The sequence below is a fragment of the Streptomyces sp. NPDC002276 genome (assembly GCF_053891435.1).
The window spans coordinates 310,992-331,119 of record NZ_JBSFCQ010000009.1 but is presented as its reverse complement, the minus strand read 5'-3'; the positions used below and the strand labels follow the sequence as shown (position 1 = coordinate 331,119).

Annotated in this window: 12 protein-coding genes; 2 read left to right on the top strand and 10 right to left on the bottom strand. The window is 71.6% G+C overall.

The annotated features are described in order from the left end of the window. Positions 1-54: 54 nt before the first annotated feature. Entirely contained in the window at positions 55-1,326 is a 1,272-nt protein-coding gene (locus ACWIHT_RS24545; protein ID WP_456170391.1) for a glycosyltransferase 87 family protein, read from the bottom strand. A 182-nt stretch (positions 1,327-1,508) separates the two neighbouring features. Here ACWIHT_RS24545 and ACWIHT_RS24540 point away from each other — a divergent pair, with 182 nt between their 5' ends. Next, positions 1,509-3,320, top strand: a complete 1,812-nt coding sequence (locus ACWIHT_RS24540) for a glycosyltransferase family 39 protein (RefSeq protein ID WP_456170390.1) — start codon at positions 1,509-1,511, stop codon at positions 3,318-3,320. On the opposite strand, the gene ACWIHT_RS24535 is transcribed toward ACWIHT_RS24540, so the two are convergent. Next, positions 3,280-3,753 (bottom strand): MarR family winged helix-turn-helix transcriptional regulator, encoded by a 474-nt coding sequence (locus ACWIHT_RS24535; RefSeq protein ID WP_456170348.1) that lies wholly within the window; start codon positions 3,751-3,753, stop codon positions 3,280-3,282. The two genes, ACWIHT_RS24540 and ACWIHT_RS24535, sit on opposite strands and share 41 nt — an antisense overlap. Before the next feature lie 133 nt (positions 3,754-3,886). Here ACWIHT_RS24535 and ACWIHT_RS24530 point away from each other — a divergent pair, with 133 nt between their 5' ends. Beyond that, positions 3,887-4,300, top strand: coding sequence for an organic hydroperoxide resistance protein (locus ACWIHT_RS24530; protein ID WP_200714340.1), 414 nt, complete (start codon positions 3,887-3,889; stop codon positions 4,298-4,300). A 97-nt stretch (positions 4,301-4,397) separates the two neighbouring features. Here ACWIHT_RS24530 and ACWIHT_RS24525 read toward each other — a convergent pair whose 3' ends face one another. The 8 genes from ACWIHT_RS24525 to ACWIHT_RS24490 form a co-directional block, all read right to left on the bottom strand. After that, complete coding sequence (locus ACWIHT_RS24525) at positions 4,398-5,675, bottom strand: hypothetical protein (protein WP_456170347.1); 1,278 nt, start codon at positions 5,673-5,675, stop codon at positions 4,398-4,400. Beyond that, positions 5,672-7,939 carry a bifunctional glycosyltransferase/CDP-glycerol:glycerophosphate glycerophosphotransferase gene (locus ACWIHT_RS24520; RefSeq protein ID WP_456170346.1) on the bottom strand — a complete coding sequence of 756 codons (2,268 nt, stop codon included), beginning with the start codon at positions 7,937-7,939 and terminating at the stop codon, positions 5,672-5,674. Before ACWIHT_RS24520 ends, ACWIHT_RS24525 begins: the two co-directional genes overlap by 4 nt. 7 nt (positions 7,940-7,946) lie before the next feature. After that, positions 7,947-10,142 (bottom strand): bifunctional glycosyltransferase/CDP-glycerol:glycerophosphate glycerophosphotransferase, encoded by a 2,196-nt coding sequence (locus ACWIHT_RS24515; RefSeq protein WP_456170345.1) that lies wholly within the window; start codon positions 10,140-10,142, stop codon positions 7,947-7,949. A 150-nt stretch (positions 10,143-10,292) separates the two neighbouring features. Further along, entirely contained in the window at positions 10,293-12,554 is a 2,262-nt protein-coding gene (locus ACWIHT_RS24510; protein WP_456170344.1) for a bifunctional glycosyltransferase/CDP-glycerol:glycerophosphate glycerophosphotransferase, read from the bottom strand. Positions 12,555-12,708: 154 nt separating this feature from the next. Then, a complete protein-coding gene (locus ACWIHT_RS24505) occupies positions 12,709-13,617 on the bottom strand; it encodes a carbohydrate ABC transporter permease (RefSeq protein ID WP_456170343.1) in 909 nt (302 codons plus the stop codon). Continuing rightward, positions 13,614-14,954: a carbohydrate ABC transporter permease gene (locus tag ACWIHT_RS24500; protein ID WP_456170342.1), complete on the bottom strand. Its 1,341-nt coding sequence runs from the start codon at positions 14,952-14,954 to the stop codon at positions 13,614-13,616. The genes ACWIHT_RS24505 and ACWIHT_RS24500 overlap by 4 nt, the downstream gene beginning before the upstream one ends. 7 nt (positions 14,955-14,961) lie before the next feature. Further along, complete coding sequence (locus ACWIHT_RS24495) at positions 14,962-16,347, bottom strand: ABC transporter substrate-binding protein (protein WP_456170341.1); 1,386 nt, start codon at positions 16,345-16,347, stop codon at positions 14,962-14,964. Between the two features lie 155 nt (positions 16,348-16,502). Then, positions 16,503-19,991 carry an FHA domain-containing protein gene (locus tag ACWIHT_RS24490; protein ID WP_456170339.1) on the bottom strand — a complete coding sequence of 1,163 codons (3,489 nt, stop codon included), beginning with the start codon at positions 19,989-19,991 and terminating at the stop codon, positions 16,503-16,505. Positions 19,992-20,128: the final 137 nt, after the last annotated feature.

Here is a 20,128-nt window from a genome sequence, read left to right as displayed (position 1 = left end):
GATGTCACTCGATCCGTGGAGGCGCGTCCCTCACGCTCCCCGGGCCCAAGTCAATCAGGCGCCGGAGTGTGCCGCGGTCAACCGCTGGGACTCCCCGTGCGGACCGGAGGGCCGCACGCGCGCGTGCGGAGTCGGCGGAACCGGCCTCGACGACCGCCACAGCCGGACGAAGGAGAGGACGGCCGCGGCGCCCAGCAGACCGTTGCGCGCGACCATCAGGCCGCAGCCCGTCCACGTGCTGCGGATGACGTCGCCGTACAGGCCGGGGAACTCGACGGCGCTGATCACGGTCGCCGCCACGATCAGCGCGGCCACCGGGCGCTGCGCGGTGTGCCGGGAGGTCAGACAGACGGCGGCCAGGCCGAGCAGCCAGATCATGTACTGGGGGCTGATCACCCGGCTGGTCACGGTGAACAGCAGGACGGCGCTCAGCGCGGCGTCGTAGGGGGTCGCGTCGGTCCAGCGGCGGGCCCGGATCCGCCACAGCAGCAGGAACCCGAAGGCGACCGCCGTGAGCGCGAGGGAGACGTCGGCGACGGCGGCGACATGCGGTCCCGTGAACTCCATCGCGCCGTACTGGTAGCGCGCCCGGCCCGGCCAGCCGAGGTGGGTCGCCAGGCCGAGGGCCGTGCCGCCCAGTGACTCGATCTGCACGCCCCTGCCGCCCTGTTGGCGCAAGAAGGCGAGAGGATTGTTGAACAAGGCTACGAGCATCATGAGCGACAAGACCCCCGCCCCCGCCGCCCACGACCACACCGACCGTGTCGCCCGCCCCCTCGGCACCCCCAGCAGCACCAGCGCCGGCCACACCTTCACCAGCGCGCCCAGCGCCGCGAACGCGCCGCACGCACGCGTGGAGCGCGACAACGTCAACAGGGAGATGACGGCGAACGCCGTGACCTGCACGTCGTAGCGGACCAGCGGCATGTCCAGGAGGAGGGGGAGGCAGCCGATCCAGTAGGCGGCGCCGCGCAGGCTGCGGCCGGGGCGGGTGCCCGCGCGGGTCAGGACCACGGTGATCAGCGCGTCGGTGGCGAGGGTGAGGGCGACGAACGCCTGGAAGTACGTCAGGTCAGGCAGCAGGGCCGGGGCCAGCAGGACCGGTCCCGCCCCTGGCGGGTACTGCCACAGGTGGTCGTGGGCCGGGAACGCGCCCTGCGACAGGACCCCGTACCAGTGGTAGTAGAGGCGCCACACCTCCCGGGCGACCGCGCCCCGGCCGAGCAGGGGCAGGCCGTTGTACGCGAGGAGGAGCAGCATTCCGGCGCGCGTGGCGAGCCAGGCGAGCGTGAGGGCGGGGAGGCGGTGTCTGCGGACGGCGTTCATCATGGCGGATCGTAAGCCGGGTGAATGCCGCATGAATGCTAATACACCGTCAATCGTTGGTAAGAGCCCGCTTACAGTACAAAATCGGCCAGGTGGAAAGCCAAGGCGAGGCTGAGTACGGGCACGGGTGCGGGCGACGGACGCGTGCGGAGGTCGTGGCCGTCGTCGTGCCGGTGACCGTCATGCTCGCGCTGGGTCTGTGGGGGCTCGACCGCGGCGGCATGTGGGGCGACGAGGGCGTCACGTACCTGGTGGGGCGGCGCACGGTGCCGCAGATCTGGCGGCTGCTGCACGGCGTCGACGCGGTGCACGGCCTGTACTACCTGCTCCTGCACGCCGTCCTTGCCGTCCACCCCGGCGAGGTGGCCCTGCGCCTGCCGTCGGTGTGCGGCGCGGCGGCGACGGCCGGCCTGGTCGCGGCCCTCGGCGTACGGCTGGCCCGCCCCCGCGTCGGCCTCTGGGCCGGTCTGCTCTACGCGATCACCCCCCTGATCGGCCACTACGCGCAGGAGGGCAGGTCGTACGCCCTCGTCGCGGCCGGGGTCACCGGGGCGACACTGCTCCTCGTACGAGCGCTGGAGAAGCCGTCGGCACCGGCGAATCAGCCACCAGAAAGGCGCTCCTGGTGGCCGTACGGCGCTGTCCTCGCCGTGACCTTTCTGCTGCACGAATTCGCCGTACTGGTGCTCTGCGCGCACGCGTTGACACTGGCGGCGGCGCGGGTGCCCAGGGCGGTGTGGGCTGGCTGGGGGCGTGCGGCGGGCACGGCGGTGGGCGTCCTGCTGCCGTTGGCGTGGGTGTCCCAACGGCAGTCGGGGCAGGTGGCGTGGCTGCGGGTGCCCGACTGGGACACGACCGAGCGGCTGGCCCGCGGTTTCCTGTCCGTCACCCCGACCGGAGTCGTCTTCTGGACCTCGGTCCTGCTGATCCTGCTGGGACTCGGCGCGGGACGGCTCGCGTCGGTGGCGCTGCCGTTGCTGGTGGTGCCGCCGGTGCTGCTGCTGACGGTGTCGCAGTTCCGGCCGCTGTTCCACGAGCGGTATGTGCTGTACGCGCTGGCGGGGGCGCCGTTGCTGGTGGCGGCGGGGGCGGACCGGCTGGTGGGGATGGCGGACCGTGTGTGGCAGGAAAGTCTCCTGCGCCCGGAAGTCGCCCATGGGGCGGGCCGAGCGGCTGTGCTCGAACGCCGCCCCCAGTTGGTCGGAGCCGCAACTCGCCCACCACTGACCGGAGTAGACGACCCGACCGGAGCCACAACTAGCCCACCACTGACCGGAGTCGACCGCACAACCGGAGCCGCGAGCCCCCGACCGGGTCCCTCACCACGCCCCTCACCGCACCCCTCACCGCACCCCTCACCGCGCCCCCCGAAACGGCCTGCCCGCACCCGCCTCATCACCCTCGCCGGAGTGCTCGCCCTGGCCGTCCCCTTCCTCCACGGTCTCCCCGCCTACCGCGGCGACCGCCTGGCGGCCCACCGCCCCGAGAACCTCGCCGCGGTCTCCGCCCTCGCGGGTCGTGAACTGCGGCCCGGTGACCCCGTGTTGTTCCTGCCGTCCTTCTGGCGGGTGACGGAGTTGGCGTACCCGGGCCCGTTCGCCGGGGCGCGGGACCTGGCGCTGGCGGAGTCGGGGGCGAGGTCGGGAACGCTGAGCGGGCGTGAGGTGGCGCCGGCGGAACTGGCGACCAGACTCGCTGCCGTGGACCGCGTGTGGATCGTCGCGCAGTCGAATCTGCTGCCGTCCCGCTGGGTGCCCGGCGACCCGGTCGACCGGGTCAAACTCGCCGTCGTGGACGGGGAGTTCGCGCGTCGGCGGCAGTACGTCAGCGGACGCGTGAAGCTCGCCCTCTACATCCGCCGCATGCCCCCGCAGGACCTGGTCATGCCTGCTCCGCAACACCTGGTCACGCCTGCTCCGCAACACCTGGTCACGCCCGCCCCGGAGCACATGGTCACGCCTCTTCCAGCGCCGCCGAGTCCAGCGCGCCGGTGAGTTCGTCGAGCCGTGCCCGCAGCGCGCGGATCTCGTCGATGTCGAAGCCGGTCGCGCCGAGGATGCGGCGCGGTACGTCGAGGGCGCGTTCGCGCAGGGCGACGCCCTCGTCCGTGAGCCGTACCTCCACCGAGCGCTCGTCGCGGGCGCTGCGCTCACGCCGTACCAGACCCGCCGTCTCCAGCCGCTTGAGCAGCGGGGACAGGGTGCCGGAGTCGAGCCGCAGGTGTTCGCCGAGCTTCTTGACGGGCAGCTCGCCGTGCTCCCACAGCACCAGCATCACCAGGTACTGCGGGTAGGTGAGCCCGAGATCCTTCAGGAGCACTCGGTACACACCGCCGAAGGCGCGTGACGCGGCGTTCAGGGAGAAGCAGATCTGCTGGTCGAGGCGGAGCCAGTCGGCGGTCGGAGTGTCGGCGGGAGTGGTGGTCATGTCCCCAGGATAGCGCGAGTGGGCCATTTAGTTGTGTGCAATTGAATTGTGTGCTCTACTAATCCCCGTGAGGCGGTCCGGACACCCGGACCGGCCCCCACCCCACCAAGACTTCCGAGAGGGATGGTTTCCAATGGACGCGATCTACACCGCCGTAGCCACCGCCACCCACGGCCGTGACGGCCGCGCGGTCAGCAACGACGGCAAGATCGACCTTCAGCTCGGCTTCCCGGTCGAGATGGGCGGCAACGGCGAGGGCACCAACCCCGAGCAGCTGTTCGCCGCCGGTTACGCCGCCTGTTTCGGCAGTGCCCTCGGCGCCGTCGGCCGCCAGGCGAAGGTCGACGTCTCCGACGCGGCCGTGACCGCCGAGGTCGGCATCGGCAAGCAGGGCGAGGGCTTCGCCCTCAAGGTGACCCTGCGCATCGAGCTCCCCGACACCGTGGACGAGGAGACCGGCCGCAAGCTGGTCGAGACCGCCCACCAGGTCTGCCCCTACTCGAACGCGACCCGCGGCAACATCGAGGTCAACCTCGTCATCGAGTAATCACTACGACGGGCAATCACTACGACGAGCAATCACTACGACGTCTCTACGACCCCGGCGACGAGCGCTGATCACCTCGTCGCCGGGGTCGCCCGCGTCATCTGACCGGCTGAGCCCGCTCCCCGAGCCCCTGCCCAGGCAGCGGCACCGGGACGGCGACTCCCTTCCCCCGCACCGCACTCTCCAGCAGCAACGGCACGCCCACCACCGGCAACAACCACACCAGCACGATCAACCGCCCGCCCCACACACTGATGTCGGGGTGCGCGGCCTGCGTGAGGATCCCGGTGAACGCGGCCCCGATGAGGAACACTCCGATCACCGGTCGCCGCAGCGCACCCCACACACCCGCGCCCAGCGCCGCCGCGAGCACCGGCTGCCACAACTGCTGCCGTGTCCACTCCAGCCAGAAGTTGGCTTCCAGGTGCAGGAATTCGGGATACAGCCGGGCACGGTCGGGGCGCGCGTAGTGATCGGTCAGCAGGTCCTGAAGACTGTCGGTCTGCGACGGATAGTGCAGAAGCCCCGCCAACAGCAGAGTCCCTACGGCCGCCCCCGCGCCGAGCCCCGCGACCACCGCCCACGCCCGCCACCGCTGTCGCTGTCGTACGGCGGCCAGCGCGCCCGCACCGGCCAGGCACAGCCCGAGGAACAGGGCCTGCGAGTGCTTGACCGTGAAGAGCAGGACCAACGAGCCCCCGATCAGGGCGAGTCCGGCCCGCGTCCGGCGCCCTTGCAGCACCAGCGCGCAGCCCCACACCACCGCCAGCGTCAGGGCCGTCATCAGCCCCTCTGCCATCGGACGCATCGCGGTCGTCCCGATCGGCAGGACGTAGTAGAGGACCTGCCCGGTCAGCGCGAGCGGCACCGACACGGACAGCGTGCGCAGGATCAGGAACACGAGGATCCCGCCCGCGACCGTGAGGACGACACTCGACGTCCACAGCCCCCACACCGGCCCGAGCAGCGTGACGAACGGCACCAGGAACACCGGGTAGCCGGGCCGCACTTCGAAGATCCGCATGAACCGCTCGGGCATGAACGGTGTGATGAACCCACCCCTGTTCCCGGCCCGCACCTGCGCGTCCACCACCCGCCACTGGGCGGCCCGGCACTTCTTCGCGACCCGCGCGGCGGGGTCCTTGCCGTGGAAGTTCAGCGCGTTCACGCTCTGATCGCGCCGCGCCACCGCCCCCCTGCTCGCGCAGTAGTAGTCGATGGTGACGGTCGCCGCCGCGCGCTTGCTCTCCCCGCTCAGACTCAGCGCGTACGACAGGTAGTTCTTGGTGTCGGGGGTGTCCCGGCCGGTGACATTGGCGAGTTGGAGCACCGCGAACACGGCGGCCAGCACCAGCACCCACGTACGCGGCCTCATGAGGACGCCAACTGGTCGTGACCGGCGGCGGGCGAGGGCACCCGCGTGGCGGCTCCGGCCGTCGGCCGCCAGTCGTCCTCACCCAGCAACAGCGTCCGTACGACCCTCTCGGCGGCGTTCCCGTCGTCGAACTCGCAGTAGCGGGACCGGAATTCGCCCCGCAGCCGCGTCGAGTCCTCGTCCCGCCAGGCACCCGACGCGAACAGCCACGCCAACTCCCGGTAGGAACCGGACACATGGCCCGGTGGCGCGGCGGTGACGTCGAAGTAGGTGCCCCGGCTCGCCGCGTACGCCTCCCGGTCGTCGGTGTGGAGGACGATCGGCCGGTCGAGGTTGGCGTAGTCGAACATCAGGGCCGAGTAGTCGGTGACCAGCGCGTCGGACGCCAACATGACGTCCTCCACGGAGGGTTCGTCGGTCGCGTCGACCAGCACACCCCGCCGGTGCAGATCCGCGAGCCCCATGCCCCGCGCGGGACCGGTCGCCAACGACGGATGCAGGCGTACGACGAGGGTGTGCGCCGGGCCGAGATCCTCCGCGAACCGGGCGAGGTCGAGCCGGTCGACGTGGCCGCTCCGCACGTACTCGCGGCGGGTCGGCGCGTACAGCACGACGGTGTGCCCGTCGGGGATGCCGAGCCGTTCCCGAACTGCCCTCCCCGCCCCGGGAGTTGCTCCCACGAGGACGTCATTGCGCGGGCTTCCGGTCCGCGCCGACGCGAAGTGGCACGGATACGCCCGTTCCCACACCAGTTCCGAGTGGCGGTTGGCGACCAGGCTGTGGTCCCAGCGGTCGGCGCGGCGCAGCATCTGCGGGACGTCGACGCCGTAGCGGGCGCCGGGCTTGTCCAGCAGGTCGGCCGCCATGTACTTGAGCGGGGTGCCCTGGTGGGTGTGGATGTGGACGCTGCCGGGGCGCTTGGTGAGGGTGCCGGGCCAGTTGACGTTGTTCACGAAGTACGTGGCCCGCGCGGTGACTTGGTGATAGCGCGGGGTGTTGAGGAGGACGTGCTCGACGCCCGGCGGCAGCGACGCGGCCTGTTCCGCGTCCTGTACGACCCACACGCCCCGGAGATGCGGCGCGATCTCCCGCGCCTTGTAGTACACGGCGGCCGGGTCGCCGAGAACCCCGCGATGCGAAAAGGCCGAGTACACAACGAGGTTGGGGTCGAGGGAGCGGCGGGCGTGCAGCGCGCCCCAGCCGCCCTTGACCCGCACGGCCGCCGACTTGCGCGCTTGCAGCGCCCGCCGCCCGAGCAGCCGACCGGCGCCTCCCGCCTGCCGCCGGACCCGGTACAGCGCGTAACCGCCCTCCAGGCAACGGACTTCGGCATCCAGCGAGGCCCCCGCCGAGGCCACCGTCGATGCCCCCGCCCCCGCCCCCGCCGTCGCCGCCGGCTTGTGCTTGGCGAACAGCTCGGCCGTACGGCGGAAGAACTCGGCCTTGTCGGACGGGGGCAGGCGGTCCGGCTTGCCGAGGATGTCGAGACAGTGCTCGCCCATCTTGCGGTGCAGATAGGGGCGCCAACTCGCCAGCTCCGGGCGGGAGTCGACGAACGCGAAGACCCGCTCGTACTGGTCGTGGATGTCGAAGTGCTTACGGCTGGTGGTGGACAGGATGTTGCCCTGTCGCCGCTGCCGGTAGTTGAGGCAGATCCGGTCGAGGGTCGCGATCCGCTCGGCGCTGAGCAGCACCGGGAACGTCCAGGGCGTGTCCTCGTAGTAGCCCGGCGGGAACTCGAAGGCGTGCTTGTGCACGAACTCCCGGCGGTACACCTTGTTCCACACGACCATCAACAGGTCGAGGATCTCCGGGTGTTCGGCGACCGTGAAGATGCCGTCGACCTCCGTCAGGACGTGCGCGAGGACGTTGCGCCGGGTGCCGCCCCACCAGTAGGTGCGCGCGTAGTCGAAGACCAGGACGTCCGGGTCGCCGCTCGCGTCGAGCCGGTCGGCCATCGCGCGCAGGGCGCCCGGGGTGAGGGTGTCGTCGCTGTCGAGGAAGAAGAGGAAGTCGCCGGTGGCCAGGGGCAGTCCGGCGTTGCGGGCGCGGCCGAGGCCGACGTTCTCGGGCAGGTGCAGCACCTGCACGCGCGGGTCGCGGGCCGCGTACTCGTCGAGGATCGCGCCGCAGCCGTCCGGCGAGCAGTCGTTCACGGCGATCACCTCGATGTCCCGGTAGGACTGCTCCAGGACCGAGTCGAGGCACTCGCGCAGAAAGCCCTGCACCTTGAAGACGGGGACGATGACGCTGAAGCGGGGCACTTCGGGTTCAGCTCCTTACGAGGGTGGCGGCGGGGGCCGGGACGCGCTCCGCGAGCGGGATCACGGGCGGGACCGCCTCCGGCGGCGCACCGAGGAACACCCGCCGTACGACCCGCTCGGCGGCCAGCCCGTCGTCGAACTCACAGAAACGGGACCGGAATTCGGCCCGTAGCGCGCTGGACTCGACCCCCGTGTACGAGCCGTCGCGGAACACCTGGGCCAGTTCTTCGGGGGTCCGCGCGACCGGTCCCGGAGGGGAGGCCATGAGGTCGAAGTAGACGCCCCGGGTCTCCCGGTAGACGTCCCAGTCGTCGGCGTACACGACGATCGGCCGGTCGAGGTTGGCGTAGTCGAACATGATCGACGAGTAGTCCGTGACCAGCGCGTCGGCGGCCAGGCACACGTCCTCGGAGGAGCGGTGCCCGGTCACGTCGATGATCCGGCCGCTGCTCTTCGCCCGGCCCTGGTCGTAGAAGTAGTGGGCGCGCAGCAGCACGACCACGTCCTCACCGGCCGCCGCGCAGAACGCCTCCAGGTCGAGCCCGGTGTCGAAGCCGGTCTGGTAGTCGCGGTGGGTGGGCGCGTACAGGACCGCCGTCTTCCCCTCCGGAACCCCCAACTCCCGCCGCACGCGCGCCACTTCATCGGCGGTCGCCGAGTAGTACACGTCGTTGCGCGGATAGCCGTACTCCAACGCCTCGTAGGAACCCGGGAAGGCGCGCTCCCACATCTGGGTGGAGTGGCGGTTGGAGGAGATGTTGTAGTCCCAACGGTCCACCCGGCCGAGCAACTTGGCGAAGCTGCCGGTCGCGGCGGCCACCACCGGGTAGGTCGACTGGTCGACGCCCATCTTCTTCAGCGGGGTCCCGTGCTGCGTCTGGACGTGCACGCTGCCGGGCCGCTTGACGACGCCCTCGGCGAAGTTGGCGTTGTTCACCAGGTACTTGGCCCGCGCCAGCACCTCCCAGTACTTCCGGCTGCCGATGACCGCGTGCTCGACGCCCTCCGGTACGGCGTCCACCGCGTCCGGTTCGACCAGGAACACCGAGCGGATGTGCGGGGCGAGTTCGGCGGCCTTGGCGTGGATCGCGGCCGGGCTGCACGCGTATCCCCGGCCCCAATAGGCGCAGTAGACCGCCAAGTTGGGGTCGAGGGGGCGGCGCAGGTCGCGGGCGTAGCGCAGGCGGGTGCGGAGCATCCGGGGACGGGGGACCCGCTCCGCCGCCTCCGACGCCGAGCGGTTGGCGCCGCGCAGCGCCCGGAACGCCGAGTACGCCCCCGAGACCAGTAGCCGGTGCTGAACTCCCAGACTCCCGCCCGGCGTTCGGAATCCGGCGGGCCGGTGAGTCCGGTACAGCCGCCTCGCCCGCCGGAAGAAGGCACGGCGCCTGGAGGGAAGGCGCTCGGGCCGCGAGGCCGTCTTCAGCACCACCGCGAAGAGCTGCTCGAACAGGGCGCCGGACAGCTCACCCCCGACCGCCCGTGTCAGCACCAGGTCGATCTGGTCGAGGAGTTGGTGGTGGTGGTGCGCGCCCGGCAGGTTGAGTCGGCTGCCCTGCCGTCGCAGCAGATGCCGTACGACCACCGAGCGCAGCACCGCGACCCGCTCGGCGGCGAGGGTGACCAGGCCGCCCCATCCGAGGTCGGTGAACGGGCCCTCCGGGAAGGCGAGTTGGTGGTCGGTGAGGAAGACGCGGCGGTAGGCCGCGCTCCACGCCGGGAGCTGGACACCCGTCAACTGCGGTGCCTGGGCAGGTGCGAAGGCACCAGCCGGGGTCTTCGCCAGCAGCGGGGCCGCCGGATTGGTGGGCTCGCCCTCCCACCACGGGGTCCGCTCGTGCTCGAAGTACAGGACGTCGACGTCACCCGTCTCCGTCAACCGGGCGTCCAGCGCGGCCAGCGCTCCCGGGGCCAGGGTGTCGTCGCCGTCCAGGAACAGGACGTAGGCGCCGGTCGCCGTCCGCAGGCCGGTGTTGCGTGCCCCGCTCAGGCCCGCCGAGGGTGGTGAATGGACCGGGGCGACCCGGGAGTCCCGTCCGGCGTGGGCGTGGGCGTCGGCGACGTCGGCGGCCGGGGAGCCGGGGGCGTCGCAGACGGGGATCAGCTCGAAGTCGCCGTAGGACTGCGCGAGGACCGAGTCCAGGGCCTGGGAGAGCCGGCCGGCGACCCCGTGGGACGGGACGATGATGCTGAAGCGGGGCATTCTGTTCTTTCTCCAGTGGTCCGGAGGGGAGGTTCCTGGTCAGTGCGCGCGGTGGCCGGGGCGCCCGGTCGGACGCCAGGTGGTCGGCCGGGTCGGGGTCGGGCGGGACGGGCTTGAAGGCATGTGAACTCCCCTGTGCGGGAACGGCGTTCAGAGGCGGTCGGTGAGGGGCTGGGGCCCCGTGGGCTGCGGCACGGTGGTGAGGGGGGAGTGGGTGCGGCTCGCGGCGGCCGAGGGGACCGGGTGGCGGTCGGCGAGCGGGACGACCGGCGGGAGGTCGCTCTCGCCCAACACCACGTGGCGTACGACGCGTTCGGCGGCGCGGCCGTCGTCGTAGGGGCAGAAGCGTTCGCGGAACGCGGTGCGCAGTTGGGCCGAGCGGGAGCCGCGCCAGTGGTCGGTCGCGAAGATGTCGATCAGTTCGTCCTCGCTGCGCGCGACCGCGCCCGGCGGGAAGGCCCGCAGGTCGAAGTAGGTGCCGCGGGCCGCCTCGTAGGCCTCCCAGTCGTCGGCGTGGATGACGATCGGGCGGTCGAGGTTGGCGTAGTCGAACATCAGGGACGAGTAGTCGGTGACCAGCGCGTCCGAGGCCAGGCAGAGGGATTCGACGCTGGGGTGGTCGGTGACGTCGATGATCCGGCCGGACGCGGCCGTCGCGAGCGGGCCCTCGTGCCAGTAGTGGGCGCGGGCCAGCACGACGAAGCGCGGGCCGAGGCGACGCAGTACGCGGTCGAGGTCCAAGTGGGCGCGCTGGACGCGACGGTAGTCGCGGTGGGTCGGCGCGTAGAGCAGCGCGATGGCGTCCTGCGGGATGCCGAGGGACTCGCGCAGGCGGTGCACGTCGGCCGAAGTGGCTTGCTGGAACACGTCGTTGCGGGGATAGCCGTAGGCGAGCGTGGTGTAGCTGCCGGGGTAGACGCGCTCCCAGGTCAGGGTGGTGTGGCGGTTGGGGGACAGGACGTGGTCCCACTTGTCGACGCCCTTGAGGAGTTCGCCGAAGTCCATGTCCCGTGCGGCGGCGGGGCGTTCCTGGAGGTCGAGGCCCATGTGCTTGAGGGGGGTGCCGTGTTGGGTCTGGATCAGCACCTGGCCGGGGCGTTTGACCAGTCGGCGGTCGAAGTTGACGTTGTTCACCAGGTACTTGGAGCGGGCCAGCGCCGTCCAGTAGGAGACCGTGTTCGGGCGCAGTCTGCGGGTGGCGGCCGGGATGGTGTGGTGGTGCTCGGGGCGGGCGATCCACGCGGTGCGGATGTGCGGGGCGTGGGTGCGGAACGCGGTCTCCAGCGCGCCCGGGTTGCAGCTGTGGCCGCGCCCCCAGTAGGCGGCGAACACCGCGCGATCCCTTAGCGGGAGCCGGAGTTGGACCCGGTAGTGGAGCTGGAGGACGGCCGCCCGCAGGTTGCGGAGGAGTTTGGCGGTGAGCTTGACCGCCCGCCGTCGCCAGCTCATCGCCTTCTGCACGGCCCGGAACGTGCGGTGCACGCCGAAGTGCACGAACGTGTGCCGCATCCGGGTGCGCACCGGGACCGAGCTGCCCGGGATGCGGTAACGGCGGTAGTGGGCGCGGGCCTTGCGCAGGAACTCGGCACGGGTGCCGCGCGGGAGGCGGTCCGGCTTGGTGAAGACCGTCGCGAGGTGGTCGACCATGCGGCGGAACAACACCGGCCGCCACTGGGCGAGTTCGGGGCGCGCGTCGACGAACGCGAAGACCCGGTCGTACTGGTCGAAGACGTCGAAGTGCTTACGGCTGGTGGTGCCGAGGATGTTGCCCTGACGGCGCTGGCGGTAGTGGACGCAGACCCGGTCCAGGGTCGCGATCGTCTCCGCCGCCATCAGGACCGGGTAGGTCCACGGGGTGTCCTCGTAGTAGCCGGGCGGGAAGGCGAAGCCCTCGCGCTCGACGAACTCCCGCCGGTACGCCTTGTTCCAGGCGACCATGATGACCCGCAGCAGCCCGGGGCGGTCCTCCAGACGGAAGGGGGCCGGGCCCTGTTCGGTCAACTGGGCGGCGACCTTGTTGCGTTGGGCCTCCCCGGACCAGTAGGTGCGGGCGTAGTCGAAGACGAGGACGTCCGGCTCGCCGGTCTCCTTGAGGCGGTCGGCGATCGAGCGCAGCGCGTCGGGCGTGAGCGTGTCGTCGCTGTCCAGGAAGACCAGGTAGTCGCCGGTCGCCTGTTCCAGACCGGCGTTGCGGGCGCGGCCGAGGCCCTGGTTCTCGGGGAGGTGGACGGCGCGTACGCGGGCGTCGCGGGCCGCGAACTCGTCGATGATCGCGCCGCAGGCGTCCGGCGAGCAGTCGTCGACCGCGATCAACTCCAGATCGGGATACGACTGGGAGAGCACCGATTCCAGGCATTCGTGCAGGTACGCCTGGACCTTGTACGCGGGGACAATGACACTGAACCTGGGCAAGGGACATCCATGGGTCGGTCGGCGCGGGCGTTCTGCCCGGGAACGGCCGATGGAGTGACTTGGTTACGCCGCGTACGGCATACGGGGGACGCACGGTGAACGCGAAGGGGCGGGCCGGTGACGGCCCACCCCTTGAACTATGTGCGGTTTATAGCTATTTGACCGCGCCCGCCATGACACCGGACACGAACTGCCGCTGGAACGCGAAGAACACGGCCAGCGGGATCACCATGGAGATGAACGCACCGGGCGCCAGCACGTCGATGTTGTTGCCGAACTGGCGTACCTGCGTCTGGAGTGCGACCGTGATCGGCTGCGTGCTGGACTTGGTGAACACCAGCGCGACCAGCATGTCGTTCCACACCCACAGGAACTGGAAGATGCCCAGGCTCGCGATCGCGGGCCCGCCGAGCGGCATCACGACCCGTGCGAACAGGCGGAGTTCACCGGCTCCGTCCAGCCGGGCCGCCTCCAGCAACTCGCGCGGGATCTCCGCGAAGAAGTTCCGCAGCAGGAACACCGCGAACGGCAGCCCGTACCCCACATGGAAGAGGATCACCCCGAAGATGGTCCCGAACAGGCCGATCTTTCCGAAGAGTTCGGCGATCGGGATCAGCGCGACCTGCACCGGTACGACCAACAGGCTGACCACGCCCAGGAACCACCAGTCGCGGCCCGGGAACTCCATCCACGCGAAGGCGTAGCCCGCGAGCGCGCCGATCACCACGACGAGGACCGTCGCCGGGACGGTGATCAGGACGGTGTTCCACAGCGAGCTGGTGATGTCGCTGTTCTCCAGCAGCGTCTTGTAGCTGTGGAAGGTGAGTTGGGAGGGCGTGCTGAAGACCTTCCACCAGCCGCTCGCGTTCATGTCCTCCGGGCTGCGCAGCGAGGACAGCAGCAGCCCGATCGTCGGCACCAGCCAGAACAGGCCGACGAGGATCAGGAACACGCGGACGAGACCTCCGCTCGCCGCCGCCGCGAGCCGGGCGCCCAGCGATTCCCGCGCCTTGACGACCTCAACAGGCCCTGTTTTTCCCAGAGTTCCGGCATCCGTCGTCATCGCCGCACCTCCCGCCGTAGCCGGCGCACATTGAAGAGCATCACCGGAATCACCAGCAGCAACAGGAACACCGAGATCGCGCTGGCCACACCCGGCTGGCCCTCCGAGAAGCCCTTCCGGTACAGCTCAAGGGCGAGCACGTTGGCGTCGTCCTGCGAGGAGCCCGGGGCGATGATGAAGACCAGGTCGAAGATCTTCAGGACGTTGATCATCAGCGTGACGGTGACGACCGCGAGCACGGGTGCGAGGAGCGGCACCGTGACCCGCCGGAACACCTGCCACTCATTGGCGCCGTCGACGCGAGCCGCCTCCAGCAACTCCCTTGGCACACCCGCGAGTCCGGCCGCGATCAGCACCATCGCGAACCCGGCCCACATCCACACGTACGACCCGATGATGGCCGGTGTCACCAGCGACGGGCCCAGCCACTCCACACCGTTGTACGGCGCCTTGAAGTTGCTTGCCGGGAGCCGGAGTTGGGCCCCGTCGGCCTTGGCGGGCAACGTGAACGTGCCGTCGCCCGCGGCCTTCGTCGAGGCGACCACCTTGCCGTCCTTCACGGCCTCGACGCGCATCCCGCCGTAGCCCAGCTCCGACGGGTCGACCGCGCCGAGCTTGCCGACGCCCTTGCCGCGGGTGAAGTCCTGCCAGGTCGTGCCGGTGATCTTTCCGGGCTCGGGCTTCGCCGCGGCGGCCTTCTTCGCGCTGTCGGGCATCTGGTCGGGGGCGACGCCGACCAGCGGGAGCGTGACGGTCTGGCCGGTGTGGACCGTCGTACTGGTGATGAAGCCGCCCTTGTCCGCCTTGAGCGGGGACTCGCGGCCCGGGTGGGCGTTGGGGAACGCCGACGACGAGACGAACGTGTCGTGGATACCGACCCACACCGCGTTGGCGACGCCCTTGTGCGGGTCCTGGTCGTAGACGAGCCGGAAGATGATGCCGGCGGCGAGCATCGAGATCGCCATCGGCATGAAGACGACCAGCTTGAACGCCGTTCCCCAGCGCACCCGTTCGGTCAGCACCGCGAAGATCAGGCCGAGGGCGGTGGCGACCGTCGGCGCGAAGATCACCCAGATGATGTTGTTCTTCAGGGCGGTGCGGATGCCGTCGTCGGTGAACAGGGCCTTGTAGTTGTCGAATCCGGCGAAGCCGTCGCCGGCCTGGTTGCCGAAGCTGCGGACCAGCGAGTACCCGATCGGGTAGACCACGAGCGCGCCGAGCAGCACCAGGGCGGGCAGCAGGAACAGCACTGCCACGGTCCTGCGGGTGCCGGTCACGCTCTTGCGATTGCGGGGAGGGACGGGGGCCCCGGGGGCCTCCGCCGCTGCCGATGCCATCGCCGGATCAGCTCCCGCTCGCGTACGCCGCCGCCGCGTCCTTCTCCAACTGCTGTTGCGTGCCCGCGATATCGGTCGGGTTCTTCAGGAAGTCCTGGAGGTCCTTCCACTCGCCCTTGCCCGGGGTACCGCCGAAGGACTGCGGGGCCTGGTCGGACATGTCGAAGCGGAAGTCGTCACCGGCCGCGATCAGCGACTTGGCGATCGTGCGCTGCACCGCGTTCGGGTACGCCGAGTCCGGCACGTTCTTGTTGGGGGAGAGATAGCCGCCGAGCTTCGCCTGGATCGTCGCCGCGTCGGGCGAGGCGAGGAAAGTGGCCAGCGCCTGGGCCGCCTTGGAGTCCTTCAGGATGACGGCCGCGTCGCCGCCGGAGACCACCGGCGCGGTCGAGCCCACCGTCGGGAACGGGAACACCTTGGCGTCCGTGCCCACCTTCGCCTTGGTCTCACCGATGTTGACCTGCACGAAGTCGCCCTCGTAGACCATCGCGGACTTCGGCTGGTCGCCGCCGGTGAAGGTCTGGGTGACCGAGGCGGGGAACTCGGTCTGGAGCGCGCCGCTCTGGCCGCCCGCGATGTACGCCTTCTTGCCCCAGATCTGGGCGAGCGTGGTCAGCGCCTCCTTCACGGAGGGGTCCGTCCACTTGATCTTGTGCTGGGCGAGGGCGTCGTACTTCTCCGGGCCCGCCTGCGACAGATACACGTTCTCGAACCAGTCGGTGAGCGGCCAGCCGTCGGCGCCCGCGATCGAGAAGGGGGTGACCCCGGAGTCGTAGACCGTCTGCGCGGTCTTCAGCAGGTCCTGCCAGGTCTTGGGCTCCGTGGCGCCCGCGTTCTCGAAGACCTTGGCGTTGTACCAGATCAGCGACTTGTTGGCGGCCTTGTAATAGACGCCGTACTGCTTGCCGTCGACCTTGCCGATGTCCTGCCAGCCCTGCGAGTAGTTCTTCTGCAACTCCGCGAGCGCCTCGGCTCCGAGGGGCTTGGCCCACTTCTTGTCGACGGCCTGTTTGATCGCGCCGGGCTGCGGGAGCATCGCGACGTCCGGCGGCTGGCCGCCCGCGATCTTCGAGCCGAGGAAGTTGATGATCGGGTCCTGCGCGGGCACGAAGGTGACCTTGGCACCCGTGCGCTTCTCGAACTCCGCGAGGACCGTCTTGAAGTTCTTCTGCTCGGCACCCGTCCACACGGCGGCCACTTCGAGACTCTGGCCGTCCAGCTTGGGGAGGGTCACCGTGCCGGTGCTCTCCGAAGGGGTGCTCGACTTGCCGCTGTCGCTCTTGTTGTCGCCGCCACCGCAGGCGGTGAGCGAGAGCGCCAGTGCCCCCGCGGCGACAACTGCCGCTGTGCGTACGGTGGTGCGTGTCCGGATGGTGCTGCTCGTGCTGCGCATCACTGCCCCGTTCTTCGTTCCTCGTCGAACGCTCGAACGCTTCCGTGCGCACTGGTCTACGCCCGGTACTTGAACGCGGCAAGATGGCGTCCGCTGTCAAGTACGGGATCGTGATTGGGTCGTGACGTGGGGTTGTGTGGGCGACCTGTGAACGATCAGAGGAGTGACGGGACCTCCGCCGCCGACACCGACCGCGTCGCCCGCTCCAGCGCGCTGGCCAGGAGCGCCAAGTCCGTTGGCCCGTTGCCCAGTTCGCGGACCGGGCGGCGGGCCGGGGGGTCGCCCATGCGCTGCCACTCCAGCGGGACGACCGTGGGGCGGAGCGTCGCCGTGCGCGGGATACGGCCCGTCACCCGACCACCCTGGAACGGGGTGCTCCGGCCGTCCGCGAGGGTCAACCGGCCGCGGCCTGGCGCCGGTTCCTCCGGGCCGTGGGTCGTCGCGTCGAGGGTGACGCGGAGCGTGGCGTGCCGGGCGGGTTCCGTCTCGGCCGTACGGGCGTCCGGCGCGGCGGCGGCCACCAGGTGCACGCCGAGCCGCTCGCCCTCGCGGGCCACCGCCTCCAGCGCGCGTATCACCGAACCGGCGGCGGGGCGGCCGGGCGAGCCCAACGGCGGCTTCACCAGGGCGTCCAGGTCGTCGACGACCACCACCAGCCGGGGCAACGGCGGTGCCGCCTCGGTCTGTTGACGGGCCGCCGCCGGGCGCAGCCGGATCGTCGAAGTCGTCGGACTCTCCAGGTCCCCGGCACCGGACGTGCCCCGCTGGGCGACGATCCGGCCCGACACCTCGTGCCGCGAGTGCCACTCGGCGAACCCGATCCGGCCGAGCAGCTCGGCCCGCCGCTTCAGCTCCGCGCTCAGCGACTGCGCGAACTCCCGCATCCGCACAGGGTCGTTGGCGGTCAGATGCGTGGTGACATGCGGTACGTCCGTGCAGACCCGCAGGCCCTCGCCGTGACCCCCGCTCGCACCGACACTGTCCCGGCCGTCGATCAGCACGATGCCCAGCCGGTCGGGCCGCTCGGCCGCCGCGAGCGAGGCGACGACCGCCCGCAGCGACTCCGTACGACCACTGCCGGGCGGGCCCTCGATCAGCAGATGCGGGCCCTCGGCGGCGAGGTCCGCGCTGACCGGCCCGCGCGGTCCGGCCCCGAGCACCGCCCAGGCCCGGCCACCGAGCGCGTCCTTGTCGTCACCGGCGTCCGCCCAACGCGCCAGCAGGGACGCCGGGGTGGCCCTGGCAAGACCCAACTCGTCCAGCAGCCGCGCCGATTGGGGCAACGGTGCCGACACGCGCGCGTGCCGCTCACCCGTCGCGCCGTCCGCCCTGAGCGGTGCCAGCGCCCGCGCGAACCGCTCGGCCCACGCGAGCGAGACCGCGTCCACGGCGGCGACGGTGCCTTCGCCGACGGGCCCGGGACGCGGTGCCTCCTGGCCGGTCCGGGACGCCGCCGTACCGTCGTGCGGGACCCGCAACAGCCGTAGCGCCGTGGCGACATCGCCACTGAGCAGGGCGACCGCCCCGCACTCCCGGAACGTCGGCGCGGCCGTGCACGCCGCCTCGTACGTCTCCGTCACCGGAGACGAGGGCGAGGCCGACTCCGTCTCGGCGAGGCACACCACGTGGATACCGGCCCGGGGTCCCTCGTGCGCCAGCCGCGCCACCGCCTCGCGCACATCGGCCCCACCGGGGTCACCGTCCACCACGAGCACGGTGTACGGCCCTACGAAGCCGTCCGCCCGGCCGTCACCGTCGTCGGCGCGGGCCCAGGAGGGGCGGTGGGCGGCGCCGCGCACCGGGTCGGAGGCGTCGGCCGGTTCGGTGTCGGAGGGGCGCTGCCGGGCGACGCCCGACGGGTCGGGCGTGCCGGACCGGTGGTGGTGGGCGTCGTCGGTGGTGCTGTAGACGGTGGACGCGCCGCGCGGGGGGTGTGCGGCGGCGGCCCCCGAGTGGGCGGCCGGGAGCCCCGACTGCCCCTCCGCCGAGCCGCGTTGGGCGCCGATGCCCGGAGTGCGCAGGCCGGAGGCGACGCCCGGCCGGCCCGTGCCGCCGCGTGTGTCCAGGGCGTGGTCCTCCAGGCGGCGCAGCAGTTCGTCGGTGCGGGCCGTGGCCTGTTCGCGGTCGTAGGCCAGCAGGAGACGGCAGTCCTGGCCGTGCCCGGGGCGCAGATGCGGCAGCCAGCCGAGCCAGGACCACTCGGCGGTGCGCTCGGCCGTCGAACGCGCCCGGTCCGTGCTGATCAGCACGATCTCCAGCGCGTCCGGCGAGTGCAGCGCGGCGAGTTGGGCCACCACCGCGCGGGCGAGCCCCGCCAGCCGCGCGCGCGGACCGGCCAGGCCCAGCGCGCCGACCTCACGCAGCCCGGAGGTCACCGGCACCGCGGGCAGCAGCGCCGAGCCGTCCGGTGTCGTCCGGTCCGCCGTGCCGAGCCGTACCGTGAGCGCCTCGGGGTGATCGGGGGCGCGCTCCCACAGGCGGGGGCCGGGGCCCAGGGCGGTGAGCAGCAGGGCCGCCGGGTCGGGCCAGGTGTCCGGTTGCTGGAGGGCGACGGGCGGGGGCGAGGCGCTCTCGTCGGCGCCCTCCTCGTCGTAGGAGGCGTCGTACGTCGACTCGGGGCCCTCGGCCGTCGACTCGTCGCGTCCGCCTGTCAGGCGTCGCGCCCACTTGCCGATGCCGCCGCGCCTGCGTACACCCTGCGGCACATCGGTGCCCCGGAGCGGGGTGCCCTTGCGTCCGCCGTGCTCGCCGGAGCCGTCGTCCAGGGGGACGCGGGAAGTCGTCGTCCGCGCGGAGAACGATTCCTCGGCGCGCTCGTCCCCGAGGGCCTCGCCGAGCGCCCCGAAACGGCCGGCGTGGGTGTCCCCGCCGTCGTGCGCCGCGCGGTGCTCGATGCTCGGGGCGGCGCCCTGACCGGGCACCACGGGCGGCTGCGCACGAGGGCCCGCCGGGGTGCCGGGGGACACGCGCACGTGGCCCTCGCCGTCGGGGGTCGTCCCGGCGCGTGCTCCCGGGCCGCCGGACGGGGTCAGCCGCAGGGCCGACTCGCCGATCCGCAGCAGCGCCCCCGGGGCGAAGCGCACCGGGCGGGTCCCCACGCGCGTGCCCGCCAGGGTGGTGCCGTTCGTCGAGCCCAGGTCGGCGACCGAGACGCGTCCTCCAGGGTCGACGGTCACCGCGCAGTGCAGCCGGGACACGTCCGGGTCGTCCAGCGGGACGTCGGCGTCGGCGGAGCGGCCGATGTGGATCTGGCCGCCGTGCAGGAGATGCACCCCGCCCGCGTCCGGGCCCGCGACGACATGGAGCTGCGTCGGGGCGTCGTCCAGCTCGGGGTGCGCCTCGGGCTCGGCGGGGGCGCCCAGGGACAGCACCGCGCCGTCCGTCAGCGGGGGCTCGCCGAGCGTGCAGCGCTGGGTGTCCAGGCGCTCCACGCCCGCGTAGAGCACGATCGGGGCGCCGGACTCACGGCTCCGCTCGGGCGGGGACGCGGCCGGGTCGGCGGAGACCGCCGAGGCCAGCGCCGACGCCACCGCGGCCAGGGCGGTACCCGCCGGCGCGGTGACCAGCACGTCGCAACTCGCGGCGCGGCCCCGCGGCTGCGCGGGCGGCCCCAGCGGGTCTACGACGGTCAGCCGGATCTGCATCGCCGTCAGCGGTCCCTTCTGCCCCGGGCGCGGAATATTCCCCCACCCCGCGCGAGCACATCGGCCAGTTCTGCACGCATCCTCGCACCTGCCACTGACAACTCGCCCGGGGCCCGGCAGCAAGTGATCTTGATTGG